The sequence below is a fragment of the Limnoglobus sp. genome (assembly GCF_059499385.1).
In genome coordinates, this window is the sequence record NZ_JCABYM010000138.1 from 1 (window position 1) to 16,345 (window position 16,345).

At 69.3% G+C, this 16,345-nt stretch carries 14 protein-coding genes; 4 read left to right on the forward strand and 10 right to left on the reverse strand.

Annotated elements, in window-relative coordinates:
- From AC5JJ2_RS24070 to AC5JJ2_RS24105, 8 genes are all read right to left on the reverse strand, one after another.
- Positions 1-811: lipopolysaccharide kinase InaA family protein (locus tag AC5JJ2_RS24070; RefSeq protein WP_495860590.1), on the reverse strand; the 811-nt coding region annotated here is incomplete at its 3' end.
- The gene (waaF, locus tag AC5JJ2_RS24075) at positions 801-1,868 is read right to left on the reverse strand and encodes a lipopolysaccharide heptosyltransferase II (RefSeq protein WP_495860591.1); all 1,068 of its coding nucleotides are present in this window, start codon (positions 1,866-1,868) and stop codon (positions 801-803) included. The genes AC5JJ2_RS24070 and waaF, both read right to left, overlap by 11 nt.
- A gap of 66 nt (positions 1,869-1,934) precedes the next feature.
- On the reverse strand, positions 1,935-3,032 hold the full coding sequence (lpxK, locus tag AC5JJ2_RS24080) for a tetraacyldisaccharide 4'-kinase (RefSeq protein WP_495860592.1): 1,098 nt from the start codon (positions 3,030-3,032) through the stop codon (positions 1,935-1,937).
- 61 nt (positions 3,033-3,093) lie between these two features.
- The gene (locus AC5JJ2_RS24085; protein ID WP_495860593.1) at positions 3,094-3,447 is read right to left on the reverse strand and encodes an EF-hand domain-containing protein; all 354 of its coding nucleotides are present in this window, start codon (positions 3,445-3,447) and stop codon (positions 3,094-3,096) included.
- A 60-nt stretch (positions 3,448-3,507) separates the two neighbouring features.
- Complete coding sequence (aroA, locus tag AC5JJ2_RS24090; RefSeq protein ID WP_495860594.1) at positions 3,508-4,842, reverse strand: 3-phosphoshikimate 1-carboxyvinyltransferase; 1,335 nt, start codon at positions 4,840-4,842, stop codon at positions 3,508-3,510.
- Positions 4,843-4,941: 99 nt separating this feature from the next.
- Positions 4,942-5,679 carry a tRNA pseudouridine(38-40) synthase TruA gene (truA, locus tag AC5JJ2_RS24095; protein ID WP_495860595.1) on the reverse strand — a complete coding sequence of 246 codons (738 nt, stop codon included), beginning with the start codon at positions 5,677-5,679 and terminating at the stop codon, positions 4,942-4,944.
- A gap of 87 nt (positions 5,680-5,766) precedes the next feature.
- Positions 5,767-6,783 carry an aspartate-semialdehyde dehydrogenase gene (locus tag AC5JJ2_RS24100; protein ID WP_495860596.1) on the reverse strand — a complete coding sequence of 339 codons (1,017 nt, stop codon included), beginning with the start codon at positions 6,781-6,783 and terminating at the stop codon, positions 5,767-5,769.
- A gap of 180 nt (positions 6,784-6,963) precedes the next feature.
- Complete coding sequence (locus AC5JJ2_RS24105) at positions 6,964-8,502, reverse strand: tetratricopeptide repeat protein (RefSeq protein WP_495860597.1); 1,539 nt, start codon at positions 8,500-8,502, stop codon at positions 6,964-6,966.
- 234 nt (positions 8,503-8,736) lie between these two features.
- On the opposite strand from AC5JJ2_RS24105, the gene AC5JJ2_RS24110 reads away from it, so the two are divergent.
- Both AC5JJ2_RS24110 and AC5JJ2_RS24115 read left to right on the forward strand, forming a co-directional pair.
- Entirely contained in the window at positions 8,737-11,106 is a 2,370-nt protein-coding gene (locus AC5JJ2_RS24110) for a S8 family serine peptidase (RefSeq protein ID WP_495860598.1), read from the forward strand.
- A gap of 110 nt (positions 11,107-11,216) precedes the next feature.
- On the forward strand, positions 11,217-12,821 hold the full coding sequence (locus tag AC5JJ2_RS24115; RefSeq protein ID WP_495860599.1) for a serine/threonine-protein kinase: 1,605 nt from the start codon (positions 11,217-11,219) through the stop codon (positions 12,819-12,821).
- A gap of 2 nt (positions 12,822-12,823) precedes the next feature.
- Here AC5JJ2_RS24115 and AC5JJ2_RS24120 read toward each other — a convergent pair whose 3' ends face one another.
- Both AC5JJ2_RS24120 and dtd read right to left on the reverse strand, forming a co-directional pair.
- A complete protein-coding gene (locus AC5JJ2_RS24120; RefSeq protein WP_495860600.1) occupies positions 12,824-14,029 on the reverse strand; it encodes a hypothetical protein in 1,206 nt (401 codons plus the stop codon).
- A gap of 91 nt (positions 14,030-14,120) precedes the next feature.
- The gene (dtd, locus tag AC5JJ2_RS24125) at positions 14,121-14,564 is read right to left on the reverse strand and encodes a D-aminoacyl-tRNA deacylase (RefSeq protein ID WP_495860601.1); all 444 of its coding nucleotides are present in this window, start codon (positions 14,562-14,564) and stop codon (positions 14,121-14,123) included.
- Positions 14,565-14,724: 160 nt separating this feature from the next.
- Here dtd and AC5JJ2_RS24130 point away from each other — a divergent pair, with 160 nt between their 5' ends.
- Together AC5JJ2_RS24130 and aroB are read left to right on the forward strand one after the other, a co-directional pair.
- Positions 14,725-14,988, forward strand: a complete 264-nt coding sequence (locus AC5JJ2_RS24130; RefSeq protein ID WP_495860602.1) for a hypothetical protein — start codon at positions 14,725-14,727, stop codon at positions 14,986-14,988.
- Between the two features lie 54 nt (positions 14,989-15,042).
- Positions 15,043-16,119: a 3-dehydroquinate synthase gene (gene aroB / locus AC5JJ2_RS24135; protein WP_495860603.1), complete on the forward strand. Its 1,077-nt coding sequence runs from the start codon at positions 15,043-15,045 to the stop codon at positions 16,117-16,119.
- Positions 16,120-16,345: the final 226 nt, after the last annotated feature.

Here is a 16,345-nt window from a genome sequence, read left to right on the forward strand (position 1 = left end):
TCCCCCCCAAGGGGGGAGGGAACAAAGCCTTCGGCCGCATCGCCCGTAGATACGCCCGCAGCATCCGTAGTCGCTCCCGCGGCGTCGCGAGCCACTCGACGAGCGACGCGTTCAAACTCGCCAGCGCGTCCAGACGCGCGATCGTGTCGAGGGCCGCGGCCGGCTTCGCCGACTGCCAGTCCAGCACCGTGACCGAGAACGACCCCGGCCGGACGAACACGTGCTTCGCCGCCAAGTCCGGCGTGTCGAACCCGGCCGCGTGCAGCGCCGCCAGCGACTCGCCGAGGCGGGCCGCCAGCGTCGCGCGGTCGGCCGCTGACAGTGCGGTGTCAGCCAGCACGGCCCGCAGGTCGCGGAAGCCGGTCAACTCGTCCACGAGCAGGAACGCCCGGCCGTCGCCGTCTTCGCCGTAGGCGACCCAGTGCGGCCCCGGCAGCCCGGCCGCTTCGAGTCGATCCAGCACCTTCGCCTCGCGCTCGGACCGCGACACGCGGCCGAACCCGTCCCGCCAGTTCTTCAGCCGCACCCGCCAGTTGACCGCGTGCTCCCGCTTCAGAAACAGCGTCCGCGTACCGCTGCCGGACTTCATCGCCACCTGCAGGACGTGCCGGTTCGCGTGGCCGGAGACGATCTCGCCGGGCAGGGCGAGCGCGTCCGCCGCGGTGCGGACGCCGCACTTCGCCAACCAGTTCCGGTACCGGGGATGCACGACGACGAACCCGCGAACCGGCCCGGTGGCGGCGACCACCACGTCCGGCTCGCGGAGGCCGATTAACTCCGCGTCCACCGGCGGCATCAAGTTAACCAACATGGCGAACCTCCCGGTGCGGCTCGAACCCCGCCACCCAGTCGCGGGCCGCGGCGAACACTTCGCCGGGCGACAGGTCGGTCATGCACTGGTGGTGGGCGAGCGGGCAAACGCGCTGCTGGCACGGGCCGCACGGCAGCCGCTTCTGCAGGTGCAGGGCCTTCGCGAAGTACGTCTCCGTCCAGCCGACGTGCGTGGGGCCGAACAGCGTCACGACCGGCACGCCGAACGCCGCCGCGAAGTGCCGCGGGCCGCTGTCCGTCGTGACGAGCAGGCTCAGCCGCCGGACGACCGCCTTCGTCAGCCCGACTGACAGCGGACTGTCAGCGAGCGACGCGACGTTCGGCCGGCCGGCTTGTTCCGCGATGCGGTCGGCCTCCGCCCGTTCCGCCGGGCCGCACAGGACGACCACGGCCGTGGACCGCTGCTCGGCGAACCGCCGGGCGACCTCCGCGAAGTGTGCCGTCGGCCAGTGCTTCGCCGCGCCGAACGCCCCGCCGGGGTTCAGCCCGACGACCCGGTTCACGCGGTTCAGCCCGTGCTTCAGCCAGAAGCGTTCGGCGTCGGCCTCGTCCGTCGGCGTCGTGAACAGCTCCATCCGACGGCCGGGGTCCGGCACGCCGAGCGGCGTCACGAGCCGGTTGTAGTCGTCGATCACCGGCGACGGCTTCGGCCGCCCGTCGCGGCCGCGCTTCGGGTAGAAGCGGTGCGTCAGTAGCGCGTCGCGGAAGTAGCGGGCGTAGCCGACGACCTGCCGCGCCCCGGCGAGCCGGGCGACGAGCGCGGCCCGGAACGAGTTCGGGAACAGCACGGCCGCGTCGAGCTTCTCGTCGGCGAGGCGGGTCAGTACGAACCGGAACCGGCGGTGCCGGGGGCCGGCCTTGTCGAACGGGACGAGGTCGTCGAACCACGGCGACCCGGCGAGCGTGTCCGCGACGTAGGGCTTGCACACGGCCAAGAGCCGCGCCCGCGGGAAGTGCTCGCGGACGGCCCGGACGGCCGGCGTGGCCATGACCACGTCGCCGATCCAGTTCGGTAAGAAGAGGGCAATCGTTCGCATCCGTGCGTCCGAGTGAAAAGGCGATTCACCGCGGAGGACGCGGAGAACGCGGAGAGAAAACAAGAGTTAATTTCCGTCTTCCAAACTCTCTTCCGGTTTTTCCTCAGCGTTCTCCGCGTCCTCCGCGGTGAAATCTCTTTTCAGCAATTCCAACAGTTCCGACTCACCTTCGATCAGCTGGAAGCCGACCCGCAGCGCCCACAGGCGGCGGCCGGCGAGGTCGGCGAGCCGCAGCTTCACCCAGTCCTTCTGCGTCGTCACGACGACCGCGTTCGGCGGCAGCTCGTTCGCCCAGCGGGTCAGCTCGGCCACGTCGTCGCGGGTGTAGGCGTGGTGGTCGGCGTACGCGCGGAACGTGACCGGCTTCGCCCCCAAGGATTCGAGCGTGCCGCGGAAGGCGTCCGGGTTGCCGATGCCGCAGAACGCCGCGACCGGCGACCGCGCCAACGCTTCCAGCCCCTCCCGTGATTCGTCCGGCCCGACGAGTTCCAGCGGGGCGTGGACGGCCTTCGCCACCGGCTTCGTCGGGAACCGCCGTTTCAACCACGCCGCCTGGTCGTCGGCCGTCGTCGCCTGGTCGCACCGCGTCAGGATGATCGCGTCCGCCCGGCCTAGGCCACTCACCGGCTCGCGGAGCAGGCCGCGGGGGAACATCGATTCGCACGCCAGCGGCCACGTCGCGTCCAGTAGCACGATGTCCAGGTCGCGCCGGAGCCGTCGGTGCTGGAACCCGTCGTCGAGGACCAGCGCGTCGGCGTCGAGTTCTTCCACGGCGGTCATCGCCAGTTGCACGCGGTCGGCCCCTTGCAGGTGCGGCACGTCCGGCAGGTTCTCTTCCAGGACCATCGCCTCGTCGTTGCGGTTCTGTTCGGCCCCGTACCCGCGGCTGAGGATCGCCGGCCGCAGGCCGCGGTCCCGCAGGAGGGCCGCCACGTACTCGACGCACGGCGTCTTGCCGGTCCCGCCGAGCGTCAGGTTGCCGACGCTGACGACCGGCACGGCGGCGCGGAACGTGTGCTTCCACCCGCGGTCGTACAGGGCGTTGCGGACCCGCGTGCCGAGGGCGTAGGGCCAGCTCAACAGGCGGAACGCGGCCCGCGCCGCGGCCGCGCCGACCCCCCGGCGGCGACCGCGAACGATGGCGAGGAACGTCTCCGGCCGCATGATGCCGCGAAGGGTAACACGGCGAAACGATGGGCGTCAACGGCGATTGACGACGGGATTTTTACTTCTTCCGCAGGTCCGCGAGCGGCTCGAACTTCTCGAACTCGGCCTTGCTGATCGACCCGTCCTTGTCCGCGTCGATCTTCTCGAACGTCTTCTCCGGGTCCATCTTGTCCGCCAGTTCCTTCGCCTTCTCGCCGCCCTTCGTCGTGAGCATCTCCTTCATCTTGTCGATGCCGACCTTGAACTCGTCCTTCGACAGCTTGCCGTCGGCGTTGGCGTCGAGCTTCTCGAACATCTTGGCCTTGTCGAGCTTGCCGAGCTTGCCCTTCGCCTTCTTCTCGTCCTCGGCGGACGCGGCGGGGAACGACAGGCCGACGGCGAACGCGGCGAGCAGGAACAGCTTGCGGGTCATGACAGCCTCGCGGGTTGGGGGTAAGAGTGCATCCCGATCAACCCGCGGCGGGCGGACGTGTTACACGGGGCCGCGGAGTTTTTCGAGGTCGTGCCAGAAGCCGGGGTACGTCTTCGCGACGCAGCCGGGGTTGCGGATCACGACGCCAGGAACCTTGAGGCCGACGAGGGCGAGGCTCATCGCCATGCGGTGGTCGTTGTACGTGTCCACGGCGCAGCCCGTCAGCGGCCGGGGGTGGATGGTCAGGCCGTCGGCCCGCTCCTCGACGCGGGCACCGAGCTTGCGGAGTTCGGTGGCGACGGCGGCGATGCGGTCGGTCTCCTTGTGGCGGATGTGGGCGACGTTGCGGATCGTGGTCGGCCCGTCGGCGAACAGGGCGACGGCGGCGAGCGTCATGACCGTGTCGCTGATGGCGTTCATGTCTACGTCGATGCCGGTTAGCGTTCGACCCGCTGGGTCGAACGCTAACCGGATGCCGTCGTCGGTGTACGTTACGGTGCAACCCATGCGTTCGAGGACTTCGACGAACTTTATGTCCCCTTGCAGCATGTCGCGGGTCATGCCACGCACGGTGACCTCGCCGCCGACGATGGCGGGGACGGCGAAGAAGTACGACGCGGCCGAGGCGTCGGGTTCGATGGGGTAACACGCCATCGAGTGAGTTTGCCGGCCGGGAACGTGGTACACCCCGCTTTCGTCGCGGGTAATTTTTAGATCGAAGAACCGCAACATGCTCATCGTCATTTCGACGTATGGCTCGGAGACGAGTCCGCCGGCGATCTCAATCCTCGTGTCGCCCCTCGCGAAGGGGGCGGCGAGCATTAGCCCACTGAGGAACTGACTGCTGACATCAGCCTTCATTCGGACGTGGCCGCCGCGAAGCCCGTTGGCATGAATCACAACCGGCGGACAGCCATTCTCGCATTCACTCCGCGCGTCCACGCCGAGTTGCTTCAAAGCATCGAGTAAGTCTTGTATCGGCCGTTCCCGCATTCTCGGCACGCCATCAAGGCGGTACGTGCCTTCCCCGAGCGCCAACATTGCGGTGAGAAACCGGACGGTCGTACCCGAGTTGCCGACGAAGAGGTCCGCCGTGCCGTTGGGAATCCATTCATCATCTTCGAGCATCTCGTAGCTGACGTTTCGGAACACATCAATCGTCGTACTCTGCCACTCGGTCGTTACCTCGAATCCCAATCGCCGAAGGCAATCCACCATCACTTCGGTGTCTTCGCTCTGAAGCGCGCCGGTCAACGTGCATCCCGGCGAGGTCAGCGCCGCCAGCACGAGTGCCCGGTTCGTGATGCTCTTGCTGCCGGGGACGCTCACCGTCTTCCGCGGGGCGGCCGTCAGCGGCACGATCGGCAGCTCGGCGGGGTACGTGAACTCGGACATCGGCTCGCTTTCCCGTTTTGCACTTTTCATTTCAGATTTTGAACTGGTCCGAATCGAGTAGAACCAATGCAAAGTTTGAAATGAAAAGTGCGAAATGAATCAGTACGTGACCCGCATCAGGAACAGTCCCTGCGGCGGGGCGGTCGGGCCGGCCTCGCGGCGGTCCATCGCCTCTAACACTTCCCGCATCTTCTCGACCGGCCAGTAGTCGTGGCCGATCAGGTAGAGCGTGCCGGTGATCGCCCGCACCATGTTGTACAGGAACCCGTCCGCCTCCACCTCGACCCGCACGCACTCGTCGTGGCGGGTCACGCAAATCTGCGCGATCGTCCGCACGCTGCTGAGGCGATTCGGCCACTGCGTCTCGAAGCACCGGAAGTCGTGCCGCCCGACCAGGCTTTGGGCTGCCCGGTGCATCCGGTCGGCGTCGAGCCGCCGCCGCGTCTGCCACGCGTACCGCCGCAGGAACGGGTCCGGGATGCGGCTGTCGTTGATGACGTACCGGTACATCTTCTTCACGGCGTCCCGGTTCGCGTCGAACGCCTGCCCGGCCTCCTCGCAGCTCGTGACGGCCACGTCGTCCGGCAGCTTCGCGTTCACCGCCTTCACCAGCGTCGCGCACTCCAATCGGGTGGCCGTGTAGAAGTTGAACACCTGCCCCATCGCGTGAACCCCGGCGTCCGTCCGGCCGCTACAGTTCGCACGGACTCGCTCTTCCTGGGTGATGCTCATGATCGCCTGTTCCACCGTCTCCTGCACGGTGCGGACGCCCGGCTGCGTCTGCCAGCCGGAGAAGTCCGTGCCGTCGTACCGGCAGATCATCTTGAGGTTACGCATGGGATTTGGAGGCGAACGGCACGGCGTAAGCGTGCCGGTGCTGCACTCGGGCGCACACCGGCACGCTTACGCCGTGCCGTTCGCCTGTCATCGCACGATGCCGCGGCGAACCAACTCCTCCGCGCACTGCACGGCGTTCGTGGCCGCGCCCTTGCGGAGGTTGTCGGAGACGAGCCACAGGTTCAGCGCGTTCGGGTTCGACGGGTCGAGCCGGACGCGGCCGACGAACGTGTGGTCGCTGCCGGTCGCGTGCAACGGCTGCGGGAACTCGCCCTTCGTCTCGTCCATCAGCACCACGCCGGCGGCCTTCGCCAGCGCCGCCTTCGCATCGGCGACGGACACCGGGCGGTCGAACTCGATGTTCACGGCCTCGCTGTGGGCCACCTTGACGGGGACGCGCACGCACGTCGGGCTGACGCCGAGGGCCGCGTCGCCGAGGATCTTCTTCGTCTCGTTGACGACCTTGTTCTCCTCCTCCGTGTACCCGTTCGGGTCGAGCGTCCAGTCGAGCGTGATGACGTTCCCGGCGAGTTGCGCCCGGTGCGCCGTCGGGGCCGGGACCGGCTTGCCGGCGGCGTAGGCGGTGAGCTGGCTCTCGAAGTCTGCCAGCCCCTTCGCCCCCTTGCCGGACGACGACTGGTAGGTGCACACGACCAGCCGCTTCACCCTCGCGAGCGCCGTCAGCGGCTTCACGGCCACGGTCAGCGGGATGGCCACGCAGTTCGGGTTCGCGACGATCCCCTTCTTCGCGTGGTGGAGTTGGTCCGCGTTCACCTCGGGAACGACCAGCGGACAGTCCGGGTCCATCCGCCACGCGGAACTGTTATCGACGACGATGGCCCCGGCCTTCGCGGCGATGGGGCTGAATTCCTTGCTGACGCCGGACGGCGTGGAGCTGAGGACGATCTGCACGCCGGCGAACGCGGCGGGGTTGATCGGCTCGACGGGGTACGGTTTCCCGGCGAACTCGACGGTCTTCCCGGCCGACTTCGCGGACGCCAGGAATTTGATCGTCTTGACCGGGAAATTGCGCTCGACGAGCACCGTCCGAATGAGGTCGCCCACCGCCCCGGTCGCCCCGACCACCGCCACGTTCACAGCCACGGAAGTACCCTCTTGGAGAAAAGAGACAACAGGTATTTTCCGAGGTGAGGGAGTGCCGACAAGTGGCGAAGGTTCGGAGATGAGCGGGTTCGTCGTTTTGCATTTCTCATTGGTCATTTTGCATTGGTTCGATCATTAACGACCCGGACCAATGCAAAATGACCAATGAAAAATGCAAAATTACTTCTCGTCGCGGTACGGCTTGCCGGACTGGTAGAGCCTCAGCCGGGCCTCGTACTCCGGCTTCTCGTCCGGCGGGACCATGTCGATGACCTTCTGCTGCCACTTGATCGCGTCGTCGAACCGTCCGGCCTCCGCGTAGGCCGCGGCCAGCGTGTCGAGGAAGCCGGGGTACTTGTGATCGGTCAGCTCGCACGCCCGGATCGCGTCCGTCGTCGCCTTCGTGCCGTCCCGCAGTTCCGCCCGCGGGCAGGTGGACCGTAACCACGCCAGGTAGTTGAGCGTGTTCGCGTCGTCCGGGTCGATGGTGCGGGCCTTCTCGTGGTCGGCGATGGCGGCGGCGTAGTCGCCGAGGCCGTAGTGCGCGGCCGCCCGCAGGTTGTACGCCGCGTCGAAGTTCTCGTTCAGCTCGACGGCCTTCGTCGCGTCCGCCAGCACCGCCGGCCAGTTCTCCGCGCGGCGGTGGGCGGACGCCCGCGCCGCGTACGCGCGGGCGTTGTCCGGCTTCTTCTCGATGGCGAGGGTGAAGTCCGCGACCGCCCGGTCCGGGTCGAGCAGCTCCAGGTGCGCGTACCCCCGCTGGATGTACGCGGCCGCGTCGGCCGGGTCGAGGTCGATCGCCTTCGTGAAGTCGGCGGCGGCTTCTTCCCACTGGCGGGCGCGGGCGTGCGACAGGCCGCGGTTGTACACCGCCCCCACGTCCGTCGGGTCGCGGCGGATCGCCTCCGTGAAGTCCGCGATGGCCTTCGCGTGCTCGTTCAGCTCGGCGTAAGCGATGCCGCGGAGGTTGTACGCCCGCTGCTCCTCCGGGTCGAGGCGGATCACCCACGAGTAGTCTTCGACCGCCTTGCGGTACTCCCCCTGGTCGCTCCAGAGGCGGGCGCGGTGCCAGAACGCCTCCGGCGACCGGCCGTTCAGCCGCAGGGCCGTGCCCAGGTCCGCGAGCGCCTCGTCGAGGTCGTCGAGGTTCTCGTGGCAGAGCGCGCGGTAGATGTACGCCCGCGCGTGCTGCGGGTTCAACTTGATCGCCGCCGAGTAGTCCTCCACGGCCTTCTCGTTGTCCCCCTTCGTGCTGTGCGCGTTCGCCCGGTTGAAGTAGACGCGGAACGACTCCGGGTCGATCTCCAGCGCCGCCGCGTAGTCGGCCAGCGCCGCGTCGAAGTCCCCCTTGCGGCTGTACGCGGCCCCGCGGCCGTTGAGGGGGTCGATGTCCTGCGGGCTGAGCCGGATGGCCTCCGTGAAGTCGGCGATGGCCGCGTCGTACTGCTGGAGATCGACGTGCGCCGTCCCGCGGTTGTGGTAGGCGGCGTGCAGGTCCGGCTGGAGGTCGATGGCCCGCTCGAAGTCGTCGATGGCCTTCCGGAACTCGCCGACGGCGACGAGCGCGTTCCCGCGGTGGTAGTAGAGGTCGGCGTCCGTCGGGTCGAGGTCGATCGCGCCGGTGAACGCCTCGACGGCCTTCGCGTACTCCTGCCGCCGGGCGTACCGGTGGCCCCGCTGGGCGAGCTGCGTCACGTCGGGCGGCTGGTGTGGGTCCATGTGCGAATTATACGTCCGCCCGACGGCCGGCCGTCGGGCCGGGTTTCATTCCGGATGTAAAATTCCGACCGCCGCGCGACCCCCGGCCGGGACTTCGGGGAACCGCGGGGGAAAATCTGAAATCCGCTTCATCATCCCCGGCCGTACACCTTATAACCACTGCAACCGATCGTTCGCCCTCGACTCGCGCGACTTGGCTTCCCACGTCCCGTTTTTCTCGAAGGATGTTTTTTCATGCGCAAGCGTCCCCGCACGCCCACGTACCGGGCCACACGCCTCTCGATGGAGTACCTGGAAGACCGCTCGAACCCGTCCGGGATGGTCGATCCGTTCGCCGTGAACCTGTCCGTGGTCGCCACCCCCGCCGACCGCATCAACGTCGTCACCACCGCCGGCGGCGAGTCCGCCGCGGCGCTCGCCCAGCTGTCGGCCGCGCCGTTCGCCGATACCGTCGAGCACGTCGGGTTCGGCATCTACACCGTCACCCTGGACACCGGCGTCGCGTCCGGCGACGCGATCACGTACTACTCGGCGCTGCCCGGCGTCACGGCCGCGGAGCCGGACTACGTCGTGCAGGTGGAACGCACGCCGAACGACCCCGGCTACTCGCAGCTCTACGCCATGTCGAAGATCTCCGCGCCGACGGCGTGGGACACGACGACCGGGTCCGGCAACTTCGTCGTCGCCGTCATCGACAGCGGCGTCGATTACAACCACCCGGACCTGAACGCCAACATGTGGCGGAACCCCGGCGAGGTGAACGGCGACGGCATCGACAACGACGGCAACGGCCTCGTGGACGACTTCTACGGGGCGAACTTCATCGGGACGAACACCGGCAACCCGTTCGACGACAACGGCCACGGCACGCACGTCGCCGGGACGATCGGGGCGGTCGGGAACAACGGCGTCGGCGTCGCGGGCGTGAACTGGGGCGTCAAGATCATGGCGCTGAAGTTCCTGTCCGCGTCCGGCAGCGGGTCCACCAGCGACGCCGTCGAGGCGCTGAACTACGCCGTCGCCAACGGGGCGAAGGTGTCCAACAACAGTTGGGGCGGCGGGGGGTACAGCAGCACGCTGTTCAACGCCATCCAGGCGGCGCAGGCGAAGGGCCACATCTTCGTTGCGGCCGCCGGCAACAGCAACGTGAACATCGACACGTCGCCGAGCTACCCGGCCAGCTACAACCTGGCGAACGTCGTCGCCGTCGCGTCCACGACCAGCACCGACGCCCGGTCGAGCTTCTCGAACTACGGCGTCACCACGGTGGACATCGCCGCCCCCGGTTCGGGGATCGTCAGCACGACGCCGAACAACACGTACAGCAACTTCAGCGGCACGTCGATGGCCAGCCCGCACGTCGCCGGGGCGATCGCCCTGTACTGGGACGCGAACCCGACGGCGACGGCGACGGAAGTGATCGACCGGCTGAAGGCGACGGCCGACACCGTGTCCGGCCTCACGAGCGTGGTCCAGGGCGGGAAGCGGTTGAACGTCGGCGCGCTGATCGGCGTCACGTCCCCGCCGTCCCCGCCGCCGCCGCCGGCGGACCTCACCGGGGCGCGGGTCACGGCCGCCGCGTTCGGCGGGACGAATTCCGTCACCGGCCTCCGCGTCACGTTCAACGAGGCGATCAACGCGGGCAGCTTCGACACGGCCGATGTCGTCAGCTTCACCGGCCCGAACGGCGCGCTCACCGTCACCGGCGTCACGCCCGTGACCGGCACGAACAACACGCAGTTCGACCTGACGTTCGCCACGCAGACGGCGGCCGGGACGTACACCCTCGTCCTCGGGCCGGGCGTCCTGGACGCGGCCGGGAACGCGATGGACCAGAACGCGAACGGCACGAACGGCGAAGTGCCGGGGGACCGGTACACGGCGACGCGGACGATCACCCCGCCGCCGGCCGCGCAGACGTTCACCTACGCCGGCGGGTCGCTGGCGGTCCGCGACTTCACCTACACGCGGGCGACGATCGCGATCGACCAGGACATCACGATCGCGGACGTGAACGCGAAGTTCAACGTCAACCACACCTACGACCGCGACCTGGTGATCCGGCTGATCGGCCCCGGCGGGCAGACCTCGACGCTGGTGAACCGCCGCGGCGGCAGCGGGAACAACTTCACGAACACGACGATCGACGACGAGGCGGGGACGGCCGTCGCGAAGGGGGCGGCCCCGTTCAGCGGGACGTACCGGCCGGAGACGGCGCTCTCGACGTTCGACGGCCGCAACGCCCGCGGGACGTGGACGCTGGAGGTGTACGACGCCGCCCGCACGGATACCGGCAGCCTGACGGCGTTCTCGCTGGTCGTGACCGGCACGAACGGCGGCGCGGCCGCCGGGTTCGCGATCCGCAACGGCGAGGTCACCTTCGACGCGATGCCGACCGGCCCGGCCGCGGCGACGTTCGTGACGGCGTTCGACGTGTCGCCCCGGCTCGGGTCGGCCCCGGCCGCGCCGCCGGTGGTTGAAGAGTTCGAGCCGGTGGCGGTGGACGCGCCGCCGACCCGCGCGACGGCGTCCGACTCGCCGGAAGTCTCCGCCGCCGGCCGGGTGGTGACGTTCCGCATCACGCCGGCGTTCGACGACGAGTGATCCCCCGCCGGGCGTGGCCCCGACCGGGGCCACGCCCGCCCAATTTCGTAGGCTCTGTAGTATCCCCCGCGGCCGTTCGTCCCCCGCCCGCCGCGGCCCGGAGCCTGCCGATGGCCACCCCCGTCCCCCCCGCCGACCCGCCGCCGCCGGACCTCACCGGCCGCACGCTCGGCGACTTCCACGTCCTCCGCAAGCTCGGCCAGGGCGGCATGGGCCAGGTCTACCTCGCCCGGCAACTCTCCCTCAAGCGGGAGGTCGCGCTCAAGCTCCTCCGCGGCGAGCTAGCCCAGAACGCCACCGCCCTCAAGCGGTTCCAGGCCGAGGCCGAGGCCGTCGCCCGGATCAGCCACCCGAACATCGTCCAGGTCTACGCCATCGGCGAGCACGACGGCCTGCGGTTCATGGCCCTCGAGTACGTGGACGGCCGCAACCTCCGCGACTTCCTCGAACGGAAAGGCCCGCCGGAACTGCCGGTCGCGCTCGCCGTCATTCGACAGGTCGCCGCCGCCCTCCAGCGGGCCAGCGAACTCGGCATCGTCCACCGCGACATCAAGCCGGAGAACATCCTGCTCACGAAGAAGGTCGAGGTGAAGGTCACCGACTTCGGCCTGTCCCGGCTGACGCTCGACGACCAGCAGCCGCTGAACCTCACGCAGTCCGGCGTCACCCTCGGGACGCCGCTGTACATGTCGCCGGAGCAGGTCCGCGGCCGGCCGACGGACCACCGCAGCGACCTCTACAGCTTCGGCGTGACGTGCTACCACCTGCTGGCCGGCAACCCGCCGTTCACCGGGGCGAACGCCATCGACGTGGCGATGAAGCACGTCAACGAGGCCCCGGAGCCGCTGGCGGCCGTCCGCCCGGACCTGCCGCCGGACCTGTGCAACCTCGTTCACAAGATGATGGCGAAGCGGGTGGAGGACCGCTACCCGACGGCGAAGGACATCCTTCGCGACGTGGCGAAGGTGCGGGAAGGGCTGTCCCTGAACCTGCCGCCCGCCCCGGCGAACGGCGCGGCGGCCCCGGCCGCCAGCGTCCCGCTGATGCTGCCGACCACGGCGACGCTGCCGCTGGTCTTGCCGGACCACCCGTCGCGGTGGCCGGCGCGAATCCTCGCCGGCCTGGCGGTCGCGGCGGCGTTCACCGGCGGGTGGCTGTTGTTCGGGAAGTTGCACCCGCCGGCGACGGCCGCGGCCGGGCCGACCGCCCCCGGCCTGCCGGAGGCGCGGCTGCCGGAGGCCGTGAAGCTCGTCAGCGGCCGCGAGCGGGACCTGCTGGCGAAGCTCGACAAGCGGGGCGCGACGCCGGCCGAGGTGATCGACGCGAGCCTCGATCTGGGGTTGCTGTACGTGAAGGAGCGGCGGTTCGCGGACGCGGAGAAGGTGTTCCACCAACTGGAGCAGGAGAAGCCGGACCGCCCCAAGCAGCAGGACGCGCAGTTCCCGGCCTACCGGATCGCCGCCCACCTCGGCTCCGGCGTGGTCCTCGCCCACCAGGACAAGGCGCGGGAGTCGGTCGCCGCGTTCACCGCGGCCCTGAACGCCGTCCCGCGGAAGGCAGTGTCCGTCGGCCGGTTGCAGCAGTTCTTCGCCGACCACCGGGATTTGGCGCTGGCCGTCGCGGAGGCCGTCCAGCGGGACGCCGAGAACCTCAAGGGCGAGCGGCTGCCGACGCTAGAGCGGCTGCGGTCGCCGACGACGATGCTGAAAGATTGACCCTACGCCGCCTCGACCGGCGGCAGCGGGTTGTCCTCCCGCGGCATCTGGCGGACCCGCTCCAGCCACCCCGTCACCGACTCCTTGCTCAGCACCGACCGCACGACCACCTCGGACCGCAGGGCCGGGTGGACCGGCGCGAGGAACCCGAGCGCCCACCGCCGCGGCATCTCCGGCTTCCCGAGCAGCACGACCTTCATGCCGTCCAGTTCCACGATGTCCCGCGGCGACATCTCGGCCCACACCCACCACGGGTGGTACGGCTGCGCCTTCTCCCACGTCTCGACGCTGTCGTCGGGCTGAAGCGCCGGCCACTGGTAGAACTGCCAGAGGGCGGTGTCGTAGACCTCGCCCTTCTCGTTCATCGCGCCGCTCGCCTGCCACTCGGCCGGCGGCACGCCGTCCAGCATCCGTTCGCCCTTCGCGATGCTCGTCAAGAGCGCCGACGGCCTGTCGCCGTCCCACCCCATCGCCGGGTGGCCGGCGAGCGCCGCCTGCAACAGCGTGAAGAAGTGGGCGTTACTCCGGACCGCGTGCAGCCGGACCATGACGCCGGTTTGCTTCTCCAGGTCGAGGACCAGCACGTCGTCGTCATCGACGGCGAACAGAACCTCGGCGACGTAGTGGGCGTAGGGGTTGAACTGCCGGCCGTCGTGCGCGAGTTGCAATAGTTCGTCGCGGTGGCGGGCCTTGTGCCGCAGCTCCGCGGACCGGCAGAGCATGGCCATCGCGGCCCGGCCGTTGAACACGATGCCGAGGAACTCCCGCATCCGCGCCGCCGTCTCCGGCGACCGGTTCGCGAGTTCCTCCCACCGCTCCTCGGGGATCGTCTCCAGGTTCGGCGTGCCGATCAGCTCCGTGAGCTTCTGCGACAGTTCCGGGATGCCGCGGAACTGTTCCGTCAGCCGGTCGAGGATGGGATCGAGGCAGACGCCGGGGTCGGCCCCGTGCTCGACGGCGAGGCCGCAGGTGTTGGCGGCGCACGCGAACTCCCAGACCGGCACGTCCGGCTCGGCCATCCGCTTCGCGATCGCGTGGAACACCGGGTCCCGCTCGGCCGGCGTGCGGGACTGGAAGACCCGCTCGATGAACTCGTAGGTCTTCTGGAACCGCGCCCGCACCTCGTCGGCGTCGTTCGTGGCCGTCCGCTCCTTCAGGAGCGCGATGAACCGGTCGGCCAATTCGGTCGGGGAAATCGGCGTCGCCACGCGAAGCTCCAAGGTTGGGGGAACGCGACACGTTCCGAAAAACGCCGCGGGGCGTCAAGGGCGGTTGGCGGGCGACCCGTCGGGTCGCCCGCTAACCGCGCGAATCGACGATCAGCGTGACCGGGCCGTCGTTGACGAGTTCGACCCGCATGTCCGCCCCGAACCGCCCGGCCGCGACGGGGACGCCGAGCGCCTTGAGCGCATTCTGGAACTCGACGTACAGCGGCTCCGCGACCTCCGGCCGGGCCGCGGCGACGAAGCTCGGCCGCCGCCCCTTCCCGCAGTCGCCGTAGAGCGTGAACTGGCTGACGACCAGCACCCCGCCGCCCACGTCCAGGACGGACAGGTTCATCTTCCCGTCGGCGTCCGGGAAGCACCGCAGGTTGGCCGTCTTGTCCGCCAGCCACGCCACGTCCTGGGACGTGTCGTCCGGCGCGATCCCGAGGAGCGCGAGCCAGCCGCGGCCGACCGCGCCGACGGTTTCGCCGGCAACTTCGACCCTCGCCCGGCTGACCCGCTGGAGAACGACGCGCATGGAGTCATAGTAGTAGGCACACTCCGTGTGCCGTCTCGTTCATGCGCCCGGAGAGTTCGTCCGGGCCGCTGCGACCGACAGCAGACGGCACACGGAGTGTGCCTACTACTATCGTTCGGCGCGGTATCTTATGGTGACGCGACCCCACGGGAGGAGACCGATGGCCCTCGACGACTACACCCGCCACCAACAAGGCATCATCAAGCGGTACTACGAGAACAAGGACCAGATTCAGCTCCAGAAGCTCGGCGAGCAGGTGACGGACCTGTACCTCGCGGAAGGCAAGAAGCGGGAGAAGGTCTGGAAGGCGATCGCGACGACGATGCAGAAGCTCGGCGTCCCGCAGGCCCGCATCGACCACCTCCTCCAGGCGAACGACCCGCAGCTCGTGGCGAAGCTGGTGACGGAACTCCAGGGGAAATGACCGACCCGGCCCCGGCGGGTCGCCGTTCGTTTCCCCGCGCCCGACAATGACGGCATGGAACCGGTACGCGTCAACCTCGGGCCGCGGTCTTACGACATCCGATTCGCCGGCGACCTCGGCGGCTTTGCCGACTTCGTCCGGCTCTCGGCCCCGCGGGCCAAACTCGCCCTCGTCGTCGCCGACGGCAACACGCAACCGCACGCCCTCGCCGTCAACGACGCGCTCCAACACCTGGGCTTCCGCGCGGCGATTACGACCGTCCCGAGCGGCGAGGCCACGAAGTCGCTCGCCGAGTTCGGCAAGCTGCTCGACGCGCTCGCGGACCTGCCGGCCGACCGGCAGACGCTCGTGGTCGCCGTCGGCGGCGGCGTCGTCGGCGACCTCGCCGGGTTCGCGGCCGCCAGCTACAACCGCGGGCTGCCGCTGCTCATGGTCCCCACCACGCTGCTCGCGATGGTCGATTCGTCCGTCGGCGGCAAGACCGGGATCAACCACCCGAAGGGCAAGAACCTCGTCGGCGCGTTCCACCAGCCGGCCGGCGTCTGGATCGACCCGGCGTTCCTCGGCACACTGCCGGACCGCGAGTTCAAGAGCGGGCTGGCCGAGGTCGTCAAATACGGCGTCATCCTCGACGCCGAATTCTTCGCGTGGCTCGAAGCGAACGCCGATGCGATTCTGAAGCGAGAGAGCGCGGCGGTCGGACACGTAGTGTCGCGGTCGTGCCGGCTGAAGGCGGATGTCGTGGAGCAGGACGAGCGGGAGGAGACCGGCCTGCGGGCGGTGCTGAACTACGGCCACACGTTTGCGCACGCGTTCGAGACGGTCGGCGGGTACGGCTCCTGGCTGCACGGCGAGGCGGTCGCGGCGGGCATGGTGTGCGCCTCGCGGCTGGCGGAGAAGCTCGGCCGGATCGGGCCGGACGCGACGGCGCGGCAGGTGAAGCTGCTGACGGCGTTCGGGCTGCCGGTGCGGGCGAACCCGGCGTGGCCGGCGGACGCGCTGATCGACGTGATGCGACGGGACAAGAAGGCGGCGGCCGGCAAGCTGCGGTTCGTGCTACCGACGAAGTTGGGGCACGTCGAGCTGGTGGACGGCGTGCCGGAGGAGCTGGTGCGCGAGGTAGTGGGGTAAGCGGTCGTTTCCTCGCTGGTCTTGTCTTCGGCTTTGTTCCCTCCCCCCTTGGGGGGAGGGTTAGGGAGGGGGGTCGCCTCCCTTGCCCGGTGAGAATCGTGTTTGAAATGGGCAGCTCGGGGGGGGGGGGGGCGGGGCCCCCCCCCCCCCCCCCCGGGGCCGCCCCCCCCCCCCCCCCAGCCCGGCACGACTGCGCCGCCCCCCCCCCCCACCCCACGCCGCCCGC